This is a genomic window from Psychromonas saccharinae (assembly GCF_051201515.1).
In the GTDB taxonomy this organism is placed as follows: Bacteria; Pseudomonadota; Gammaproteobacteria; order Enterobacterales; family Psychromonadaceae; genus Psychromonas.
This window is the reverse complement of sequence record NZ_CP195153.1, coordinates 1-21,730: the sequence shown is the minus strand read 5'-3', so window position 1 is coordinate 21,730 and position 21,730 is coordinate 1. Positions and strand designations below refer to the sequence as shown.

The following is a 21,730-nucleotide window of genomic DNA, read 5'->3' as shown; positions in this document are numbered from 1 at the left end:
ACAATGTAGAGGATATAAATGAAATCAAAACTAGCACAGCTAAGCGAAATGACGACTGTCGTTGCCGATACTGGTGACATTGATGCCATTGGTCAATATCAACCGGAAGATGCGACAACTAATCCTTCTCTTATTTTAAAAGCTTCACAAATCCCTGAATATCAACCATATATTGATCAAGCAATTGCTTACGCAAAACAACAAAGTGATGATAAACAACAGCAACTTGTTGATGCCGCAGATATGCTTGCGGTCACGATTGGTTTAGAGATTTTAAAAGTTGTTCCTGGACGTATTTCCACGGAAGTTGATGCACGTTTATCTTTTAACACTGAAGCGAGTATTGCGAAAGCCCGTAAATTGATTAAATTGTATAACGATGCAGGTATCAGTAACGATCGTATTTTAATTAAAATCGCATCAACCTGGGAAGGTATTCGTGCTGCCGAGGTATTAGAAAAAGAAGGTATTAACTGTAATTTAACGTTACTTTTTTCATTTGCTCAAGCGCGTGCCTGTGCTGAAGCGGGTGTTTTCCTTATTTCTCCCTTTGTTGGCCGCATTTTAGATTGGTACAAAGCTAAAGAAAATAAAGACTTTTCTGCAATGGAAGATCCAGGTGTTATCTCGGTAACTAATATTTATAATTATTATAAACAGCACGATTATAAAACCGTTGTAATGGGCGCAAGCTTTCGAAGTATGGATGAAATTTTAGAAATAGCAGGCTGTGATCGCCTTACTATCGCTCCTCAACTTTTACAAGAATTAGAAGAGACAAGCGGGGAAGTCATACGTAAATTGAAACCGACTACTACTGTGAAAACACGCCCTGCCATTATGAGTCACGATCAATTTCTCTGGGAACATAATCAAGATCCAATGGCGGTTGAAAAATTGGCTGAAGGTATTCGCAACTTCGCCGTGGATCAAGGTAAATTAGAAGTGATGTTATTATCTAAACTTTAATTTAATACGGACGTTTTTATTAAGGTGAAAATACATTGTGCATTTTCACCTTTTTGGTAAATATAAGCCTAAAACCTATCATGTTAATGGCTAATGCTATTGCCTACGTATTATTATCCTATTTATTACCTTCAAACTGAGTTCATGTGGTTGATTGCCATTGGTATAATTGCCCTCAATAGGTATAATAGCCATCATTTTCTATAACCAACTCGAAGCCTAAATCATGCAAAAATTCGATATTAAAACATTCCAAGGGCTAATTCTTGCACTGCAAGATTTTTGGGCTCGCCAAGGTTGTGCTATTGTTCAACCGCTCGATATGGAAGTGGGTGCTGGTACATTCCACCCGCAAACATTCCTACGTTCAATTGGTCCAGAACCAATGAGCAGTGCCTATGTACAACCCTGTCGTCGTCCTACAGATGGCCGTTACGGTGAAAACCCTAACCGCCTACAACATTATTACCAATTCCAGGTTGTGTTAAAACCTTCTCCAAAAAATATTCAAGAGCTTTATCTTAAATCATTGGAAGAGATTGGTATTGATACCTCTATCCATGATATTCGCTTCGTAGAAGATAACTGGGAATCACCAACACTCGGTGCTTGGGGGTTAGGTTGGGAAATTTGGCTTAATGGTATGGAAGTGACACAGTTTACTTACTTCCAACAAGTTGGTGGCTTAGAATGCTCTCCTGTAACGGGGGAAATTACTTACGGTTTAGAACGTATTGCGATGTATGTGCAAGGCGTTGAAAGTATTTATGATCTTGTTTGGACTGATGGGCCAATGGGAAAAGTGACCTACGGTGATATTTTCCACGAGAATGAAGTTGAACAGTCTGCTTATAACTTTGAGCATGCCGATGTTGATGCATTATTTGGTCAATTTGATCAATGTGAAAAAGACAGTGAAAAGCTAATCGAAGCAGGTTTGCCACTGCCTGCTTACGAACAAGTAATGAAAGCATCACATGTATTTAACCTATTAGATGCGCGTCATGCTATTTCTGTTACAGAACGTCAACGTTATATTCTGCGTGTACGCGCACTGTCTAAAGCCGTTGCTGAAGCTTATTACGCAAAACGTGAATCGCTTGGTTTCCCACTTTGTAAAGAACAAGATAAATAGAGGCAAGTTTCATGTCAAAAGAAAATTTATTGATTGAATTGGGAACCGAAGAGTTACCACCAAAATCATTACGCAAACTTGCTGAATCCTTTGCAAGTAACGTTGAAGCTGAACTAGTTAAAGCTGAATTAGCCTTCGATAATGTCCGTTGGTTAGCCTCGCCACGTCGTTTGGCGTTAATTGTTGCTAACTTAGAAAAAGCACAGGCAGATAAGATTGTTGAAAAACGTGGACCTGCTGTGAATGTCGCATTTGATGCTGAAGGTCAAGCAACAAAAGCTGCACAGGGTTGGGCACGATCAAATGGTATAACTGTTGAACAGGCAGAACGACTGGTTACAGACAAAGGTGAGTGGTTACTATTTAAGTCTGAAGTGAAAGGGTTAGATGTTTCTGAACTCATTCCAGATATAGCTGCACGCGCATTAACTAAGTTGCCTATTCCTAAACCAATGCGTTGGGGATCTGAAAGTACTCAGTTTATTCGACCTGTTCACACGGTTTGTATGTTATTTGGTGCACAACTTTTACAGGGTGAACTATTAGGTGTTCAGTCTGAACGTGTTATTCGTGGTCATCGTTTCCTTGGTGAAGCAGAACTAACCCTTAATCACGCTGATCAATATGAAATATTATTGGATGATAGTGGTAAAGTTATTGTTGATTATGAGCGCCGTAAAGCGATTATTCGTGAACAAGTAGAAGCGGTTGCTGCACATGAAAATGGTGTTGCTGCGATTGATGAAGCCCTACTAGAAGAAGTGACTTCATTGGTTGAATGGCCTGTTACATTAGCTGGATCATTTGAAGAAAAATTCTTGAAAGTGCCTTCAGAAGCACTTATCTACACCATGAAAGATAATCAAAAATATTTTCCTGTGTTGGATAAAGAAGGTAACTTATTACCGCGCTTTATTTTTGTTTCTAATATTGTTAGCCGTGATCCAATACAGGTTATTACGGGTAATGAAAAGGTAGTACGTCCTCGTTTAGCCGATGCTGAGTTCTTTTTTGAAACAGATAAAAAGACAACCCTTGAAAGTCGTTTAGCGTCGTTATCAACTGTATTATTCCAAAAACAACTGGGTACATTGAAAGAGAAGTCAGAACGTATTTCTGAAGTAGCTAAAAATATTGCGGCACAAATCAATGCTGATGGTGATCATGCACAACGTGCTGGTCTATTATCTAAAACTGATTTAATGACAGAAATGGTTATGGAATTCCCCGATGTTCAGGGCGTGATGGGAATGTATTACGCACAGAATGACGGTGAAGAACAAGAAGTTGCTGTTGCATTAAATGAGCAGTATTTACCTCGTTTTGCTGGCGATAAATTACCGACGTCATTAGTTGCTTGTGCAGTTGCACTTGCCGATAAACTAGATACTTTGGTTGGTATTTTTGGTATTGGCCAAGCACCTAAAGGTGATAAAGACCCCTTTGCACTTCGTCGTGCTGCTATTGGTTTATTACGTATTATTACTGAAAAAGAGTTACCGCTTGATATTGTTGAATTAGCAGAAATAGCGAAAGTACAATACGGTAGTAAATTGACTAATGAGAATGTTGTACAAGACGTTGTTGATTTCCTTTTCGCCCGTTTCCGTGCGGCTTATCAAGCGAATGGTTTCTCTGTTGAATTGATTCAATCTGTTTTAGATCGCCGTCCAACAAGTCCTGTTGATTTTGAAAAACGTATTCAAGCTGTTGCTAAGTTCCACGCATTACCTGAAGCTGCTCCTATTGCTGCTGCTAATAAACGTATTAGTAATATTCTTGCAAAAGTGACTGGTGAGATTAATACAGATATTGACAACGCATTACTTCAAGAAGATGCTGAAAAATCATTGGCGGACGTTTTATCGGCCCTAGAGAGTAAGTTAAGCCCAATGTTTGCTCAAGGTGATTACGAGTCTGCATTATTCGAGTTAGCTAGCTTACAAACGCCTGTAGATGCCTTCTTTGATAATGTAATGGTAATGGCTGAGGATGAAGCGGTTAAACAAAACCGTTTAGCGATGTTAAATCGTTTACGTAATCTGTTCTTGCAGGTTGCGGATGTATCGGTTTTATAATTTTGCGCAATAGATTCTTGCGATAATGAGAGAACCAAGAATACGAAAAAAGCTCAGTTTATACTGAGCTTTTTTGTTTTTATAAACTTATATCAATTGTAATAATTAGCTGATCTATTTTGCTGGTTAAAATAGTTTATTTCTTTGTTGAAAGTTTCGTTAAGGGAACAACCATTAAAGAATTAATGTCTTTATATTAATTCTCACGTTAGAGGATTCACTTGTTAATCTCTCGGTAGTGGCAACTTTCGCCTCAAACTAAACCATTTTTCCAGCTCAAAATTTAGATCTCATATTTAATACAATTGGTATTATTTAAACCACTCCATTTTTATTTAGATAAGTGTTTCACGTGGAACTTTTATCTAAATGAAAAAGACCAAAGGAATAAATATGCCCTATTCGATATTCGGAAATAAATTTACTCAACATTCAGGGATTACTGAATTAATGGATGACCTGAATGAAGGCGTTCAAGGAGGCGATGATATCTTAATGTTGGGCGGAGGAAATCCCGCTGCGATTCCAGAAATACAAACGCGTATAACAGCGTTAATGCAATCATTATTGGATGAGGGAAAGTTAACTCAAACATTATCAAATTATGATGGGCCTCAAGGTAAAACTGATTTTATAGAAGCACTTGCTAAGTTATTTAACGAACTTTATGATTGGAAGTTAAGTTCAGAAAATATAATGATTACTAATGGTAGTCAGAATGCATTCTTTTATTTATTTAATTTGTTAGGTGGAAATTATAACGGTGAAGTGAATAAAAAAATCCTATTTCCACTTGCCCCTGAATATATCGGTTATGCAGATGCGAGTGTTTCAGAAGATGCTTTTGTTGCGGTTAGACCAAAAATAACCGAGCTAGAAAATGGCTTGTTTAAATATAATGTTGATTTCGATGCATTAAAAATCACGGAAGATATCGGTGCTATTTGTGTTTCTCGTCCGACGAATCCAACGGGAAATGTATTAACTGATCTGGAAATACATCATCTTGATCAATTAGCTCGAGATAATAATGTCCCGTTAATTATTGATAATGCCTATGGCACACCTTTCCCTAATATGATTTTTGCCGACGCAACGCCATTTTGGAATAATAATACTATTTTATGTCTAAGCTTATCTAAATTTGGCTTACCAGGTGCACGCTGTGGCATTGTTATTGCGAATCCTACTATTATTAAAGCAATGGCCAATCTATCTGGGATTATGGCTCTATCACCAGGTAGTATTGGTCCTGAAATTGCGTTGCCATTAGTTAAAACAAAAGAAATAATTACATTAAGCGATGAAGTTATTAAGCCTTTCTATCAAGCAAAAGCAAATAAGGCTATTGCGCTATTACAACAACAAATAACAACACCTAATTTCAGAATACATAAAGCAGAAGGCGCCCTCTTTCTCTGGCTATGGTTTAAAGACTTGCCAATTACATCGAATGAATTGTATAAAACTTTGAAAGAAAAAGGGGTTATTTTAGTTTCTGGTCATTACTTCTTTCCTGGTTTAGAGCAAGAATGGCAGCATACACAAGAATGTATTCGTCTTAATTATGCACAAGACGATGATGTTGTTGAACGTGGTGTGGCTATTTTAGCTGAGACAATAAACAGTTTATACGAATCAAAGAGCGCATTATAATAAATATAAATTAAATAAATTAAATAAATTGTTTCACGTGAAACTGTTGTGAAATACTTTTTAAGATTAAAAAGCCAACACGTTAACGTTGGCTTTGCTTTAATTTCTGTAAAGATAAGGGCAACAATTTAACTCGTTCTAAGCTATTTGCGTTAAGCTATTAATGGTAAAACTTTCTACCATTGACTCTGTTGTCTTCATAAAAGATTTAAAGTGTGTGGAGTCTGCATGCTTTTGTAAAAGAGCGTCTGACTCCCAAGTTTCAATGACAGTGAATTTTGATAAATCCGTGTTATCCTGAAATAAATCATAACTAATACAGCCTTCATCCTCTGCACGAGTTGTCTTTACTAACGTTAAAAATTCAGCTTTTATTTGTTCTATTTTATCTGTTTTAACGATGAAGTTAGCAACAATAGTTAATTTAGACATTTATATTTTCCTTTAAGAAATGATACATCGTAGTAACAATCTAGCTTATCAGTGATAGGATTGATTGATAACCTATTATATTAATAAATCAGTTTTTAAGTACTATTGATAATTTAGGTAAAACCCTATCGCATATATGTAGAGGAGTCGTTAATGGAACTAAAAACGTTAAAAAGCTTTGTCGCAGTTGCAACTTTAAAAAGCTTTTCTGCTGCGGCTAAAGAGCTATATACGGTGCAGCCAGCTATTAGTCGCCATATTACGCGATTGGAAAATGAACTCGATGTGAAGTTGTTTTTTCGTAATTCTAGAGAAGTGCTAATTACGACTGCAGGCGAACGTTTATTAGGTGATGCTATTGAGTTACTTCGACGCGAAGCATTGGCGAAGGAGAATGTAGTTAATACCTATAAGGGAGAAATTGGTTCATTAACGATTGCTTATATGGGCGGTGCAACCCTTTCATTTATTCCAGATTTAGTGCGTCAATACACCCTTCTCTATCCGAATGTTTATATTAATTTAGTTGAGATGACCGCATCAGAACAGATTGAAGCTTTCGAACAAAACAAAATTGATCTTGGTTTTTCTCGTCAAATGCCCAAAGCGATACATAATGATTATCAGGCATTTGAAATATATATTGATAGCTTAACAGCTGTTATTCCAAGTAATCACCCTTTGGCAAATAAAACTATTATTGAATTACCTTTGTTACAAAATGAAAAATTTGTGTTGTTTGCCCGAACAGAAGCTGTCGGTATTTTTGATGCTGTGATTAGTTTATGCCAGCAAGCTGAGTTTTCACCTTATATTAAAAACCAACCGACGCAGATGCAAACATTACTGACGCAAGTTTCAGCTGGTATTGGTATTTCAATTGCACCGAGTTCAATAAGAAAATTAGTGAGTGATGGCTGTGTTTTTATTCCAATTAAAGGTGTTACTCCTAGTATTCCACTTCTGTTACATAATAGAAAAAATCAATTATCCCCAAGTGCCGAAGCTTTTAAAAATATTGTTCAAGCAGCTATCCCGCATATTCAACATTCTATGACAAAATAGAAATCGGCATTATTTACCGGTTACTGGCTATTCTTCTACTATTTTAACTATAACTAAATAATATAGATTCAATACAAATCTAACATTTTTGTTATTTTTAAAGGGTAGGTAAGATATCGAAATAGTCTAACAATGAGCCGCTTAACGAGTAACTCCCGAGGAATTAGATGGATAATCTAGAGACGAATGAAGTAAATATACCAGTCATGAGTAAGAAATTATTGTTATTGATGTCGTGTGCTATTTCCGCAACGGTCGGTAATCTTTATTACAGTCAGCCAATTCTACCATTAATGGGGGCTGAGCTAGGCGTTGATGCAGATAAATTAGGGGTTATTCCTGCTGCAAGCCAATTAGGCTACGCCGTTGCATTACTTCTTATTTCACCATTAGGTGACAATATGCCCCGTAAAAAACTGATTAGTATATTATCTTGTTTTCTTATCATAGCCTCTCTTTTTGCTTTCGTTGCCGCTAATGTTTTCACGCTTATGATCGCTTGTTTTATTATAGGATTGAGTGCAAACATTACTCAGCAATTAATACCTTTTGCAGCCTCGTTGGCCCACGAAGATCAAAAGGGTCGAGTAATAGGTACTTTAATGATTGGCCTTACGCTCGGTATTTTACTCTCTCGAACCTTAAGTGGTTCAATCGGTGTGTACTATGGTTGGCGCGCTGTCTTTCTTATTTCTGCTATTATTGCTGTTATTTTTGGGATACTTTTAAACCGATATTTACCATATAACCAACCAACTAATCGTATGCCCTATCGAACGCTCATAAGTAGTACGCTTGGGTTAGTCAAAAAACATTCATTACTACGCCAATCAGGCATTTCAGGTGCATTATGGTTTGCAGCTTTTAATGCTCTGTGTGTTACGCTTATCTTATATGTTAATGAACCACCCTATGACTATGATTCACAACAGGCTGGGTTATTCGGAGTGATCGGATTTGCAGGGATCATTGGAGCTAAGTTGGCGGGGATTTATGTTAATAAATTTGGCTCTCGCTTAATGATTTCCATGGCACTCGTGATTATTTCTTTAGGCTTTATTATTGTCTGTTTGTTCGGTGGTAATTTATTTACTTTAATCGTCGGTATTGCACTGATTGATTTTGGTGTGTTTAGTGCACAGGTTTCTAATCAAGTGCGTGTTTTCTCAATTGACCCCGCAGCTCAAAGTCGAATTAATGGTATTTATATGCTGTTTTACTTTATTGGTGGTGCATTAGGGTCGTTATTTGGCGTTAAAATTTTTGCTGAACTTGGTTGGACCGGTGTCTCTATTTTCAGTCTCATCTTAATTGGATTAAGCTTGTTGGTTAACAATATGCCAATCAAATCCAGTAATGTAACTTTACTTAAAAGCAACACTAATTAATTTCGTTCACTTACTTATTAAGGATATAAATAATGACAACTTCTAAAAAACTAACCACAGGTGATACTTTTCCTGTGATTAACGCAATGTTACTCGATGGTTCAAGTGTTGAGTTAGGTAAGGCTCGTGGTAATGCTACATGGCAAATGATTGTTGTTTATCGTGGCGTTCATTGTCCATTATGTACACGTTACTTAAATCAATTAGAGCAACATAAAGAAGCATTAGAAGAACTAGGTGTAAGTGTTATGGCCGTTTCTGGCGACTCAAAAACGCAATTAGAAAAACATTTAGAACAACTAACAATCAGCTTTCCGATTGCTTATGGATTAACTCAAGAGCAGATGCAAACACTTGGTTTATACATTTCAGTTCCCCGTTCAGAGAAAGAAACAGATCATAACTTTGCTGAACCGGGTTTGTTTATTGTTAATGAAGAAGGTAATCTTCAAGCAATTGATATTTCTAATGCCCCTCTTCTACGTCCTGAGCTTGATGTTATTGTTCGTGGTATTACATTTGTACGTAGTCAACCGGATTATCCAATCCGTGGTACGCTTAAATATTAGACCTGTTTATTATTCTACTGAAACTTAAAAGCCAGTTTTTAAAACTGGCTTTTTGATATTTGTACTAATAATAATTTTTTCTTTTATGATCGGTAAAACTCTAAAACTCATTTTTCGATTATCATTGTTTCACGTGAAACAAACTTTAAAACCAAAATAATAAGAAAATTAACTAAAAAAATAAAAATATAGCTAAAAATAAATTTTTTCATTTAAAAACAATGGGTTATTTGTATTTGTTCTTTTCTTTTTAATATTTTTTATAAAATTAAAAAATAATTAGCACAAAAAATAGGCTTTCATATTTGAATTGTGAGCGATTTAAATTTAGTTCTCTTATGTTTGTTTGGTTTAGGAGTAAAAGCTTTATTGAGTGCGTTTATCGCGGTTTTTTGGTGTCTAATCGAGTTGTAGAGCTATTTTAATAGAAAATGTGACTTATAAAATTAAAAGTGATGCTTTACACCTATGAAAAATAAAATGATGAGGGAAGTCTAATATTATTTGCTATGTTGCACTTTGTAATCAACTTATATCGATTTGTTGATTTATAACCACTTCCCAAATTTGATCAAAGTAACTAAATTTATCGAATATATAAGCAATATCATTTTTCTAGATTATGGGTATTTATATATTTAGTTAGGCCTAAAAATTTAATCGATAATATATCAGTTGATAATTGTTTTCATAAAAGTATCGCGAAACTTTTTTGGAAGATTAATAGCTGAAATATGTCCATCATCTGTTTTGATTAAACAAGCTACAGATGATGGATTTTATTATCGATTAGATAGAGGTTGAAATTGATACATTGTATCTTCAGTTACAAGGTTTAATGGAATTGCATACCGCCATCAACAATTAAGGTTTGGCCCGTTACATAATTAGAATCTGGTCCTGCTAAGAAAGAAACAACTGCTGCGACATCTTCCGTTTCAGATAATCGCCCTAATGCGATACTTTTAGCAAATGTTTGCATTCCCCATTCATCAGATTCACCGGCTTGTTGGCCAACTTCATGGGCGATACCAAACATCATTGGTGTTTTTACTATACCAGGTGCATAGGCATTAGCAGTAATCCCTTCCTTAGCTAAATCTCTTGCTGCCACTTGAGTTATTCCTCTAACTGCAAATTTAGTTCCACTATATAAGGCTAAGTCAGGATTACCCACTACACCAGCTTGAGACGTTGCGTTGATAATTTTACCACCATGGCCCAATGCTTTGAATTTTTTATGAGCAGCTTGAATTCCCCATAGCACACCAGATACATTGATACGATAAACTTTATCAAATTGTTCAGGTGTAATGGTATCTATGGGGGTTGTTGGTCCTACGCCTGCATTATTCACGATGACGTTAAACTCGTCTAATTTAGTTGATGTTTCTTCGACTGCTGCAAACACGCTTTCTCGGTCTGCTACATCAACTCTAACTGCAATGGCTTTTCCTCCATTATTATTTATATCGCTAGCGACTTTTTGTGCATTTTCATAATTTAAATCAGTGACTGATACGGCAAATCCATCCTTAGCTAGCCTTTTACAAATTGCTTCTCCAATCCCTTGTCCACCACCAGTGACCATTGCTACTTTAGTTGTATTTTGACTCATTGTTACTCTCCTTAAATGATAGAGTTACGTTAAATAAAAATGTATTGCTAGAACTGACGAGTAAAATAAATCATTTAACCATCTACTCTAGCCATAACTTCTTTGTAATAACGATCGCTAATATGGGATTAGTTCAGGGTAAATATATTTCCAAAGAAGTTATATAAATTATACTCTTATTGATTTTTTTCGTAAATTAATCTAATAAAATAATTAAATATATATCATTTTATGTTGTCGATGTTTTATGCTTAATTGTGTGATTTAAATGTATTGAAGTAAAAATATGTATTTATTGTGATTAAAGTGTTTATTCGCCTTAGGTCTATAGATTTTATTTTATTTAAGTTTCAATGAAGTGTTGCTAGATGATTAGAGTTGAAAGTATTGTTTTTTTCTTTTAAATTTAGTGGGTTATATAATAACTTTATGATTTTTTAACGGGTTGTTTTTAAATTGTGGATATATTTTATTTTCTTTTTTGGAAAAACAGCTAAGTTACTCTTCTCTCATTTTAATACTTTTTCATTAATCAAAGGTTTTAAAGTGCATTGATTTCAGGCAGAATTTGCAAATTGCTTATCTCTGGAGTACTGCATTGGAAAAACATGAAGAGGTTCTCGTTTCTCTTAGACAAATTATCCGCGCTATTGGTTTATATTCAAAAAAATTGAGTAAAGAATCTGGCCTAACTGGGCCACAACTTATTTTGATGCGATCGATCAAAGAGCTCGGAAAAGTGACACTTCGTCAATTATCTGAACATACCAATGTAAGCCCTGCTACGGCAACAACTATTTTAGATCGGTTAGAAAGGAATGGCTTAGTTGTACGTGTTAGAAGTACATCTGATAAACGAAAAGTACATGCAAACCTTACCGAAAAAGGCGAATTATTGTTAGGTACAGCACCACTACCGCTTCAGGAAAGTTTTGTTAATAAGTTCCATAGCTTAGAAGAATGGGAACAGAGTTTATTGCTCTCTTCTGTTCAACGCATTGCAAGTATGATGAATGCAGAAAGCTATGATGTATCACCTGTTTTAGATTTGGGTAATATTACCGATCCTCCTGAAAACAATTAAATTTAATTTTGGTTTTTTTTGATTAATCCCCTTGTGGTTTTTGCTACAAGGGGATTTTTTCTAGTTGAAATAAATAAAAAGATTAGTGTAAAAACTAATTTAAATTTTTACTTGTGATGCGTTGTGTATTTTATTTATACAATGTTTTTCTTATATCAACTAAAATATAAAAATCCCTCTCTTTCTGTTAATAAAATGGCGAATAATTCCTGTATTTAAACATTTATTAACCGGTCTATAAAAATGCATACAGTACGAATGGTTTGAGTACAAAGTAATTTTTCTGTATGCTAATGAGCAATACATAACTAACTTCAAAAGGAATGATTATGAAATGGAAAATTGCAGCACTTAGTTTATTTATGGGTTCTACTGCGCAAGCAGCTGAATGTGGCGCTGTCACCATTGCGGATATGAACTGGAGCTCTGCTAGTTTTATTGCCAATGTAGATCAATTCATCTTAAATTCGGGATTTGATTGTGAGGCCGAATTAGTGCCTGGCGATACTATGCCTACAATTACCTCTATGGTAGAAAAAGGCCAACCAGACATTGCTCCTGAAATTTGGTCAAACTCAGCGAAAGAAGTCATTGATAATGCGATTAAAGATGGCACATTAGTTAACACGGGTGATTCATTAAGTGATGGCGGTGAAGAAGGCTTTTGGGTTCCTGCTTATCTCGTTGATAAATATCCTGAACTTAAAACTATCGAAGGTGTGAAACAACATCCAGAATTATTCAAACACCCTGAAAATCCTGATTTAGGTGGTTTGTACAGCTGTCCTGCTGGTTGGAACTGTCAGATTTCTACTGCTAATCTATTTAAAGCCATGAAGCTAGAAGAAGCTGGATTTGAACTTATTGATCCAGGTTCAAGTGCTGGTCTATCGGGTTCTATTGCTAAAGCTTATGAACGTAAAGAAGGTTGGTTAGGTTATTACTGGTCTCCAACGGCTGTTCTTGGTAAATACGATATGGTTAAAGTTGACTTTGGTACAGGTATCGACGAGGAACAATTTACAACCTGTATAGCAATCGACGGTTGTGAAAATCCTAAAGCGACTATGTACCCTAAAGCACCTGTTAGCACTATGGTATCAAAGAAATTTGCACCGACTAATCCAGAAATTTTAGATTATCTTTCAAAACGAAGCTTTACCAATGCTGAGATGAACCAATTATTAGCATGGATGGAAGATGAGCAAGCAACATCAGAAGATGCAATGCATTATTTTCTAGAAACCTACCCTGAAAAATGGAAAGCTTGGTTACCTGAAAGTATTGCTAAAAAAGTGGCAGCTGAACTGTAAATTACCCTTTCTATTAAATAAAAAGAGTTATTCAGTGTGAATGGCTCTTTTCCAAGCCAATGTTTTTAATTATCTATTCATTTCGAAATATTAGGGAGTCGTTAATTAGATGCATTGGTTTTGCATTACAAGGAAATAAAAATGGCTGATAGTAGCTGGTTAACCAGCTTTCCAGAAATGGATCATTCAACTATGCGTCTTATCCGTAAATCATTAGATGGCGCCTATAAAAGTTTTTCTCGAGAATATGGAGACTTTATTGAATCCATCTTTGATCCCCTTCTTTCTTTTCTCGTCTGGTTTGAAAAATTACTGCTTAGTACACCTTGGTGGATTGTACTTCTTGTTGTAACAGGTTTGGTTTATCTTGCTAGTCGTTCGATTAAACTGACCGTTGCCTGTGTGATTTCCTTTCTGTTGATTGGTTACTTTGGTATGTGGGAAGACACCATGCGGACATTGAGCATTATTACCGTTTGTACCTTCGTTTCAATTGCGATTGGTATTCCCGTTGGTATTGCGATGGCGCGTTCGAATAGAATACAAGCAATAGTGACACCGCTTTTGGATGTGATGCAGACTATGCCTGCGTTCGTTTACTTGATTCCCGTCGTGATGTTGCTAGGAATAGGTAAAATTCCTGGACTAATTGCGGTGGTTATTTATGCCATTCCGCCCGTTATTCGTTTAACCAATCTTGGTATTCGTTTGGTTGATAAAGAGGTACTGGAAGCCGCAATGGCATTTGGTGCAAGTCGTCGACAACGATTACTTGATGTTCAATTACCACTCGCGATGCCAACTATTATGGCGGGCATTAACCAAACCATTATGATGGCATTATCAATGGTGGTTATCGCTTCCATGATTGGTGTTAAAGGGCTGGGACAACCAGTTTTAAAATCAATCACTAACCAGTATTTTACATTAGGTTTATTAAATGGTTTCGCGATCGTCGCTTTAGCTATTTTGTTTGACCGAGCAACGCAGGCTTATGCAAAACGTAGCCAAGCACACTTGGGAGATCAAAAATGACCGATTCATTTATTAAAATATCAGGACTTTATAAAGTATTTGGCGACAATCCAAAGAGTGTTATGCCCTTAGTACGAGAAGGATTAAGTAAGGATGAAATTTTAGCAAAAACAGGTCATACCGTTGGATTGAAAGATATTAACCTTGAAATAAAACGTGGTGAGATCTTTGTTATTATGGGGTTATCTGGCTCAGGTAAATCCACATTAATCAGACACTTTAATCGTTTAATTGACCCGACAGAGGGGAAAATTGATGTAGAAGGTATTGATGTAATGGAACTTGGCGAAGCTGAATTAATGGCTTTTCGTCGCCACAAAATGTCGATGGTTTTTCAAAACTTTGGTTTATTGCCTCATCGGAAAGTCATCGATAATGTCGCCTATGGATTAGACATTCAAGGGACAGAAAAAAGTAAACGAACTGATATGGCCAATGAGTGGTTAGAAACAGTAGGTTTAAAAGGTTATGGTGAGCAATACCCTTCTCAGCTTTCCGGTGGGCAGCAACAACGTGTTGGGTTAGCGCGAGCACTGTGTACCAATGCTGAAATACTGCTAATGGACGAAGCTTTCTCCGCACTTGATCCGCTTATTCGTAGTGAAATGCAGGATCAATTAATTGATCTTCAAGAAAAGTTACAAAAAACTATTATCTTTATCACCCATGATTTAGATGAAGCATTACGCTTAGGTGACCAGATCGCCATATTAAAAGATGGCGAATTAGTGCAACAGGGAGCGCCTGAAGAGATTTTACTTCATCCTGCAACGGATTATGTCGAAGCCTTCGTAAAAGACGTTAATCGTGCTCGTGCGTTGACTGTCGAGACTGTGATGCAGAAGCCTTCTATGCGGATTACTGGAACAACCATTGCAGATGCCTTAGCACAGATGAAGAAAACCAAAGAAGACTATGGTTATCATGTCACTAAAGATGGTTATCAAGGGATTATCACCGAAGAAAGTCTGCAAGAAGTTGCCGATGGTGAAGGTTCTAATATTATCAATGCGGATATTTACGAAGACGTACCAACGGTTTCGCCTGAATCTGCCATTGAAGAAGTGTTAACCGACAGTATTTCATCGGATTATTCATTACCGGTTGTTGACGAAGAAGGAAATCTGAAGGGCTCTCTTGAAAAAGAAAGCGTTGCAGATATCTTCTCTTCAAACGAAGAAAAACCAAGTACTTAATCGTTTTTGCCATCCCTAAAAAGGCCCGCTAATAATTTAATTATTAGCGGGCCTTTTATTGTTCGTTGTAAATAGACTCTTCTTTTATAACTGATATTTAGAAACAAAAAAGCCAACTTCAAGAAGCTGGCTTTTTATTTTAGATTAATTCAACTATCGTATATTAAACATCTAAGTTCTCAACGCGTAGCGCATTGTTTTCGATGAATGCACGACGTGGTTCAACGTTATCGCCCATTAAGGTTGTAAATAGTTGATCGGCACCTACTGCATCTTCAATGGTAACTTGAAGCATACGACGACCTTCTGGATCCATGGTAGTTTCCCATAGTTGATCCGGGTTCATTTCACCTAGTCCTTTATAACGTTGAATGTAAAGACCACGTTTAGACTCATGCATTAACCAATTAACGGCTTCAATGAAAGTCTCAACGGGTTGAGTACGTTCTCCGCGTTTGATGTATGCACCCTCTTCAAGCAGACTTTGAATTTCATTACCGACAGAAACAAAAGATTTGTATTCATGGGAAGCAAAGAACTCTTCATCAAAGGTATATATGCTATCGACACCATGCATACGCACCGTAAATAGAATTTTATTACTGATCTCATCGTCTGATTTAACCACTTCAGCGTTATAGATTGTGCCGTGTAAATCTTCATGATTTAGTGTTTCAGTAATATCATTTATCCATGTTTCAGTGAATGCTTTATCTGTTAATTGCTCAACACTTAGGGCTGATTTATAAATCAGTTTATCTAGAATCACCGATGGATAACGACGTGCTAAACGCTTAATCGTATCTTGAACACTGCGGTAGCGTTGGATCATTGTTTCTAGTGACACACCCGAAATACCCGGTGCATCAGCATTAACATGTAAAGAAGAACCTTCTAATGCAAGTGACGTTAGATACGTCTGTAATGCAGGATCATCTTTAATGTAGGTTTCTTGCTTACCTCTTTTCACTTTATAAAGTGGTGGTTGAGCAATATAAATATATCCATTTTCCAATAATTCCGGCATTTGGCGGTAGAAGAATGTCAGTAATAGCGTACGGATATGTGAACCATCGACATCGGCATCGGTCATGATGATGATACGGTGATAACGCGTTTTTTCTGGGTTATATTCATCACGTCCAATACCACAACCTAGTGCGGTGATCAGTGTTGCTACTTCTTGAGAAGACAGCATTTTATCAAAACGCGCTTTTTCTACGTTTAATATTTTACCTTTAAGCGGAAGAATTGCTTGGTTTTTACGGTTACGGCCTTGTTTCGCACTGCCGCCCGCTGAGTCCCCTTCCACAATATACAATTCAGAAAGTGCAGGATCTTTTTCCTGACAGTCTGCCAATTTACCCGGTAAACCTGCTAAGTCTAATGCGCCTTTACGACGAGTCATATCACGTGCTTTACGGGCTGCTTCACGTGCGCGCGCCGCATCAATGATTTTAGACGTAATGATTTTTGCTTCAGACGGATTTTCTAATAGAAACTCTTGTAGTTTTTCACCCATTGCACTTTCTACAATAGGACGCACTTCAGAAGAAACTAAACGGTCTTTAGTTTGTGATGAGAACTTCGGATCAGGTACTTTAACAGAAATAACAGCCGTTAAACCTTCTCGTGAGTCTCCGCCCTCTGTGGTTGCTTTATTTTTATTGTTTTTAACTTTTGCGAGTTCTTTTTCCATGTACGCATTTAAGGTACGTGTTAGTGCACCACGGAAGCCTGTTAAGTGAGAACCGCCATCTTTTTGTGGAATATTATTGGTAAAACAGTAAATATTCTCTTGGAAACCATCGTTCCATTGCATTGCTACTTCGACACAGGTGCCATCGTCACTTTCTGTAGAAAAGTGAAATACTTTACTATGAATGGGCGTTTTGTTTGTATTTAAGTAATTAACAAAGGCTTCAATACCACCTTCGTAATGGAAATGATCGGATTTATCTTCTTCACGCTTATCAATTAATTTAATTGAAACACCTGAGTTTAAGAATGATAATTCACGTAATCGCTTCGCCAAAATATCATAATAAAAATGTGTATCTGTAAAGGTTTCAGCACTTGGCCAAAAACGAATTTCTGTACCTGTTTGCTCAGAATCACCAATAATGGATAATGGCGCTTCTGGCTCACCGTGAACGTATGTTTGTTGATGAATTTTGCCATCACGTTTAACGGTTAAGCGTAATTTACTTGATAGTGCATTTACAACAGATACACCCACACCATGCAAGCCACCTGATACTTTGTAAGAGTTATCATCGAATTTACCACCGGCATGAAGTACTGTCATAATAACTTCAGCAGCAGATACACCCTCTTCTTCATGAATTCCAACGGGTATACCACGACCATCATCACGTACAGATACACTGCCATCGGTATGAATGGTGGTGACAATATCGTCACAGTATCCCGCCAAAGCTTCATCGATTGAGTTATCTAGTATTTCAAACACCATGTGGTGTAAACCTGTTCCATCATCGGTATCGCCAATGTACATACCAGGACGTTTACGTACTGCATCGAGTCCTTTTAGTACTTTAATACTTGACGAATCATAACTATTTTCAGCCATAAAACTTTCACCTATTCTACTGTGATCTTGCCGTGTTCCACGTGAAACACGGTGCGTTCCTGCTCAAATAATGTTGATATGTTATTTTTATCAATAACAGTAACAAACAATTGAGCGTCGGAGTTTGTAATGTGTTTTGCTAATATTTGTTGTTTAGTCTGATCTAATTCAGAACTAAAATCATCGATTAAAAAAATACATTTTTTATCGTTAAATGAATTTAAGAAAAGCCCCTGAGCTAACCGTAATGCATAAACAAATAGTTTTAATTGCCCTCTTGATAATACATCTGCAATGGGCAATCCATTGACTTTAAATTTTATATCGGCCTTTTGTGGCCCAGCCGTTGTATAACCAAGTTGTTTATCACGCAAATAATTATCTGCTAAGTACTCTTGAAGTGGTTTATTTTTTTTATCCCATCCACAAAAGAAACTGCTACTAATTGAAAACTCAGGTAAAAATTCAGTAATGGTCTCATTGACCAAAGGCATCAACAGATTAAAGTAATCCTGTCTTTGTTTACTGATTGTTTCACTTAAAAAACAAAGTTCATTATCCCATAATTGAAGCTCTTTGTAAGCGTTACATTGCTTTAATGCTGCATTACGTTGCTTTAATAGGCGCTTTATTCTTGCCCAATTGAGATAAAACTGTGGATCATGGTAAAAAACGCCCCAGTCGATGAATGCTCGACGATTTTTGGGGCTACCTGACAGTAGTGTGTAGCTTTCGGGGGTAATTAGTTGTAATGGCAAATATTGGGTTAAATTTGCTAATTTATTGCTTAGTGCACCGTTAATTTTCAGTATGCTTTCGCCACTTCTTGATTTTTGTAAACCAATAGGAATGGTTACGTCATGGTTATTAATCTCGCTGTATAGGGTAAATTCATTTTGTTCATAATTGACTACCCTATTGCTTAAACGTGTTCTAAATGAACGACCTAAACCAAGAAAATAGATAGCTTCAAGAAGCGATGTTTTACCGCTTCCATTGGGGCCAACAATAAGGTTAATTTTATTGTTAAAAGTGAGATTGGCTGAGCTAATGTTGCGAAATTGATTGATAATCAACTTTTCTAAGGGCATAAAGCTCTATTCTCCGTGCTACAAACGCATCGGCATGAGGACATAAAGCGAATTATCATCATCGATTGATTCAATTAAAGCGCTATTATCGGAGCTGCTAAAGGTCATTTTAACTTGATCGCTTTTTAAGGTATTTAAAACATCCAGTACATAACTAACGTTAAATCCTATTTCTAGATCTGCTGACTGATAATTTACGTCTATATATTCTTCAGCCTCTTCTCGTTCTGGATTGTTTGCCGTTATCTGCAATAAATTTTCAGATAATGTTAAACGTACCCCCCTAAATTTCTCATTCGATAGAATGGCTGCGCGAGAAAAGGCCTGTTTTAATGTTTCACGACTAGAAATCAGTTCTTTATCACCATTACGCGGGATCACGCGTCGATAATCGGGAAAGCGCCCATCGACTAATTTAGTGGTAAAGATAAAACCATCAATAACAGCTCGTAAGTTATTTTGACCGATTTGAATGGTCAAATTAGCTTGGTCATTATCAAGTAGCTTAACCAGTTCAATCACCCCTTTTCTTGGTACGATAACTGATTGTTCTTCGATGGTCTGCGATAACGCAATAGAGCATGAAGCAAGTCGGTGTCCGTCTGTTGCTACACTACGTAATGTATTACCCGATGCTTCAAAGTACATTCCATTAAGATAATAACGCACATCTTGACTTGCCATAGCAAACTGAGTGAATTCGATGAGCTTTTTAAATTCATTCTGTGCCACGGTTAATTCAATCAGACTTTGCCAAGATTCAATATTAGGAAAATCAACAGCTGGTAAAGAAGATAGTAAGTACCTACTTCTTCCTGACCTTACTGTTACTCTCTCATCTTTTACTTGAAATGTGATTTCACAGGGATCCGAGAGCCCACGACAAATATCTAAAAGCTTTCTTGCTGGAACAGTTATTTCACCTTCTTCACTAGGTGAATCGAGATTGATTTGAGAGATTAATTCTACTTCTAAATCAGTACCCGTTAGGCTCAAAATATTATCTTGAACTTTAAGTAAAATATTTCCCATAATAGGCAATGCTGGGCGACCGCCTGCAACAGAACTAACAACTAATTGCAATGGACGGAGAAAAAGTTCGCGAGAGATTGTGAATTTCATGACTAATTTACCTTACATCGACAGTGTGCGGATCAGGATTTTGTAGTCTTCCTGAATATCATTATTTTCTCGACGTAATTCTTCAACTTTACGACAAGCGTGTAAAACCGTTGTATGGTCACGACCACCAAATGCTTCGCCAATCTCCGGTAAACTATGCTGGGTTAATTCTTTGGCGAGAGCCATCGCAATTTGTCTTGGACGTGCGACGGTGCGCGTACGGCGTTTTGATGACATATCTGATGTCTTTATACGGTAATGTTCTGCAACTACCTTTTGGATATTCTCGATAGTAGTTTGTTTAGTATGTACTGCAAGCATATCGCGTAGTGCATCTTGTACCAAGGAGATGGTGATATCTTGACCAGTAAACTGTGCTTTTGCTGAGATATTTGCAATTGCCCCTTCTAAAACACGTACATCAGTAATTGTTAAACGTTTAGCAATAAAGAAAGCAACATCATCAGGCAGTTGTAATCCGCGCTCTTCTGCTTTGGTTATTAATATTGCAACACGTGTTTCTAATTCAGGTGGATCGATTGGAATTGATAATCCCCAACCAAAACGTGTTCGTAAGCGCTCATCGATACCTTCGATTTCTTTAGGAAAACGGTCACTGGTTAGAATGACTTGTTGGTGAGCATCTAACATTGAGTTGAAAGTTTGGAATAATACTTCTTGTGAACGATCTTTACCGGCAAAGAAATGAATATCATCAATTAATAAAGCGTCGAGTGATGCGTAATATTCTTTAAACTGTTCAATGGTATTATTACGAATTGAGTTGATCATATCCTGAACAAAACGTTCTGAACGGATATACACAACTTTGCTTTCTGGATTATTGGTGACGATTGCATTACCTACAGCGTGTAGTAAATGAGTTTTACCTAAACCTGGATGAGCATATAAAAAAAGCGGGTTATAAACGTCGCCTGGATTTTCTGCAATTTGCTGGGTGGTTGCTAATGCAAAGTTATTTGATTTACCTTCCACGAAATTATCGAAGGTATATTTTTTTATCAAATTACTTTTATGCATAATATTGGAAGCTTTACTTTCACCTTCCCAAGGTTGAGAGGTATTATTTTTTACCGTCTCCTTTGGATTTGCTTTTGGCTCCGCAGAATTAATATTACCCACTAATAAACGAATTTTTATGGTCAAATTCGGATTTTCTTGCTGAATTAATGATTGGATCTTGCTCTCGATCAGATCCATATATTTATTCCGTACCCATTCACTGGTGTATTTATTGGGTGAATACAGTGACAGTGTTGAGTTGCTAAATTCAGCCTGAAGTGGACGTAACCAAGTACTGAAGTCTCCCATTGACAGTTCATCTTTTAATTGTGCTAAGCACTCTTGCCAAATTGCGAGGGACAT

Annotated in this window: 17 protein-coding genes; 11 read left to right on the top strand and 6 right to left on the bottom strand. The window is 36.7% G+C overall.

Annotation, left to right across the window (positions count from 1 at the left end; translation table 11 throughout):
* The first annotated feature begins 18 nt into the window (after positions 1 to 18).
* From tal to ACR30L_RS00070, 4 genes are all read left to right on the top strand, one after another.
* Complete coding sequence (gene tal / locus ACR30L_RS00085) at positions 19 to 969, top strand: transaldolase (protein ID WP_435236028.1); 951 nt, start codon at positions 19 to 21, stop codon at positions 967 to 969.
* A gap of 226 nt (positions 970 to 1,195) precedes the next feature.
* A complete protein-coding gene (gene glyQ, locus ACR30L_RS00080) occupies positions 1,196 to 2,104 on the top strand; it encodes a glycine--tRNA ligase subunit alpha (protein WP_435236027.1) in 909 nt (302 codons plus the stop codon).
* An 11-nt stretch (positions 2,105 to 2,115) separates the two neighbouring features.
* Positions 2,116 to 4,182, top strand: a complete 2,067-nt coding sequence (gene glyS / locus ACR30L_RS00075; RefSeq protein ID WP_435236026.1) for a glycine--tRNA ligase subunit beta — start codon at positions 2,116 to 2,118, stop codon at positions 4,180 to 4,182.
* A 393-nt stretch (positions 4,183 to 4,575) separates the two neighbouring features.
* The gene (locus ACR30L_RS00070) at positions 4,576 to 5,838 is read left to right on the top strand and encodes a valine--pyruvate transaminase (RefSeq protein WP_435236025.1); all 1,263 of its coding nucleotides are present in this window, start codon (positions 4,576 to 4,578) and stop codon (positions 5,836 to 5,838) included.
* A gap of 138 nt (positions 5,839 to 5,976) precedes the next feature.
* Here the strand turns inward: ACR30L_RS00070 and ACR30L_RS00065 are convergent, their stop codons facing one another.
* Complete coding sequence (locus ACR30L_RS00065) at positions 5,977 to 6,270, bottom strand: putative quinol monooxygenase (RefSeq protein ID WP_435236024.1); 294 nt, start codon at positions 6,268 to 6,270, stop codon at positions 5,977 to 5,979.
* Between the two features lie 153 nt (positions 6,271 to 6,423).
* Between ACR30L_RS00065 and ACR30L_RS00060 the strand changes: the two genes are divergently transcribed.
* The 3 genes from ACR30L_RS00060 (at position 6,424) to ACR30L_RS00050 (ending at position 9,292) form a co-directional block, all read left to right on the top strand.
* On the top strand, positions 6,424 to 7,335 hold the full coding sequence (locus ACR30L_RS00060) for a LysR family transcriptional regulator (RefSeq protein WP_435236023.1): 912 nt from the start codon (positions 6,424 to 6,426) through the stop codon (positions 7,333 to 7,335).
* Positions 7,336 to 7,502: 167 nt separating this feature from the next.
* Positions 7,503 to 8,723: an MFS transporter gene (locus ACR30L_RS00055; protein ID WP_435236022.1), complete on the top strand. Its 1,221-nt coding sequence runs from the start codon at positions 7,503 to 7,505 to the stop codon at positions 8,721 to 8,723.
* Between the two features lie 32 nt (positions 8,724 to 8,755).
* The gene (locus ACR30L_RS00050; protein WP_435236021.1) at positions 8,756 to 9,292 is read left to right on the top strand and encodes a redoxin domain-containing protein; all 537 of its coding nucleotides are present in this window, start codon (positions 8,756 to 8,758) and stop codon (positions 9,290 to 9,292) included.
* An 835-nt stretch (positions 9,293 to 10,127) separates the two neighbouring features.
* Here ACR30L_RS00050 and ACR30L_RS00045 read toward each other — a convergent pair.
* Positions 10,128 to 10,910 carry a (S)-acetoin forming diacetyl reductase gene (locus ACR30L_RS00045; protein WP_435236020.1) on the bottom strand — a complete coding sequence of 261 codons (783 nt, stop codon included), beginning with the start codon at positions 10,908 to 10,910 and terminating at the stop codon, positions 10,128 to 10,130.
* Between the two features lie 598 nt (positions 10,911 to 11,508).
* Here ACR30L_RS00045 and ACR30L_RS00040 point away from each other — a divergent pair.
* The 4 genes from ACR30L_RS00040 to ACR30L_RS00025 all read left to right on the top strand — a co-directional run bounded on the left by ACR30L_RS00040 (position 11,509) and on the right by ACR30L_RS00025 (position 15,538).
* Positions 11,509 to 11,994, top strand: a complete 486-nt coding sequence (locus ACR30L_RS00040) for a MarR family winged helix-turn-helix transcriptional regulator (RefSeq protein ID WP_435236019.1) — start codon at positions 11,509 to 11,511, stop codon at positions 11,992 to 11,994.
* Between the two features lie 329 nt (positions 11,995 to 12,323).
* On the top strand, positions 12,324 to 13,307 hold the full coding sequence (locus ACR30L_RS00035; protein ID WP_435236018.1) for an ABC transporter substrate-binding protein: 984 nt from the start codon (positions 12,324 to 12,326) through the stop codon (positions 13,305 to 13,307).
* Between the two features lie 141 nt (positions 13,308 to 13,448).
* Entirely contained in the window at positions 13,449 to 14,342 is an 894-nt protein-coding gene (locus ACR30L_RS00030) for an ABC transporter permease (RefSeq protein WP_435236017.1), read from the top strand.
* Positions 14,339 to 15,538 (top strand): quaternary amine ABC transporter ATP-binding protein, encoded by a 1,200-nt coding sequence (locus ACR30L_RS00025; RefSeq protein WP_435236016.1) that lies wholly within the window; start codon positions 14,339 to 14,341, stop codon positions 15,536 to 15,538. Before ACR30L_RS00030 ends, ACR30L_RS00025 begins: the two co-directional genes overlap by 4 nt.
* 163 nt (positions 15,539 to 15,701) lie before the next feature.
* Here ACR30L_RS00025 and gyrB read toward each other — a convergent pair whose 3' ends face one another.
* Genes gyrB through dnaA form a run of 4 tightly spaced genes read right to left on the bottom strand, consistent with a single transcriptional unit; the run spans position 15,702 to position 21,730 of the window.
* Positions 15,702 to 18,131 carry a DNA topoisomerase (ATP-hydrolyzing) subunit B gene (gene gyrB / locus ACR30L_RS00020; RefSeq protein ID WP_435236015.1) on the bottom strand — a complete coding sequence of 810 codons (2,430 nt, stop codon included), beginning with the start codon at positions 18,129 to 18,131 and terminating at the stop codon, positions 15,702 to 15,704.
* Positions 18,132 to 18,142: 11 nt separating this feature from the next.
* Entirely contained in the window at positions 18,143 to 19,222 is a 1,080-nt protein-coding gene (gene recF, locus ACR30L_RS00015) for a DNA replication/repair protein RecF (protein WP_435236014.1), read from the bottom strand.
* Positions 19,223 to 19,240: 18 nt separating this feature from the next.
* The gene (gene dnaN, locus ACR30L_RS00010; protein WP_435236013.1) at positions 19,241 to 20,344 is read right to left on the bottom strand and encodes a DNA polymerase III subunit beta; all 1,104 of its coding nucleotides are present in this window, start codon (positions 20,342 to 20,344) and stop codon (positions 19,241 to 19,243) included.
* 12 nt (positions 20,345 to 20,356) lie between these two features.
* On the bottom strand, positions 20,357 to 21,730 hold the full coding sequence (gene dnaA / locus ACR30L_RS00005) for a chromosomal replication initiator protein DnaA (protein ID WP_435236012.1): 1,374 nt from the start codon (positions 21,728 to 21,730) through the stop codon (positions 20,357 to 20,359).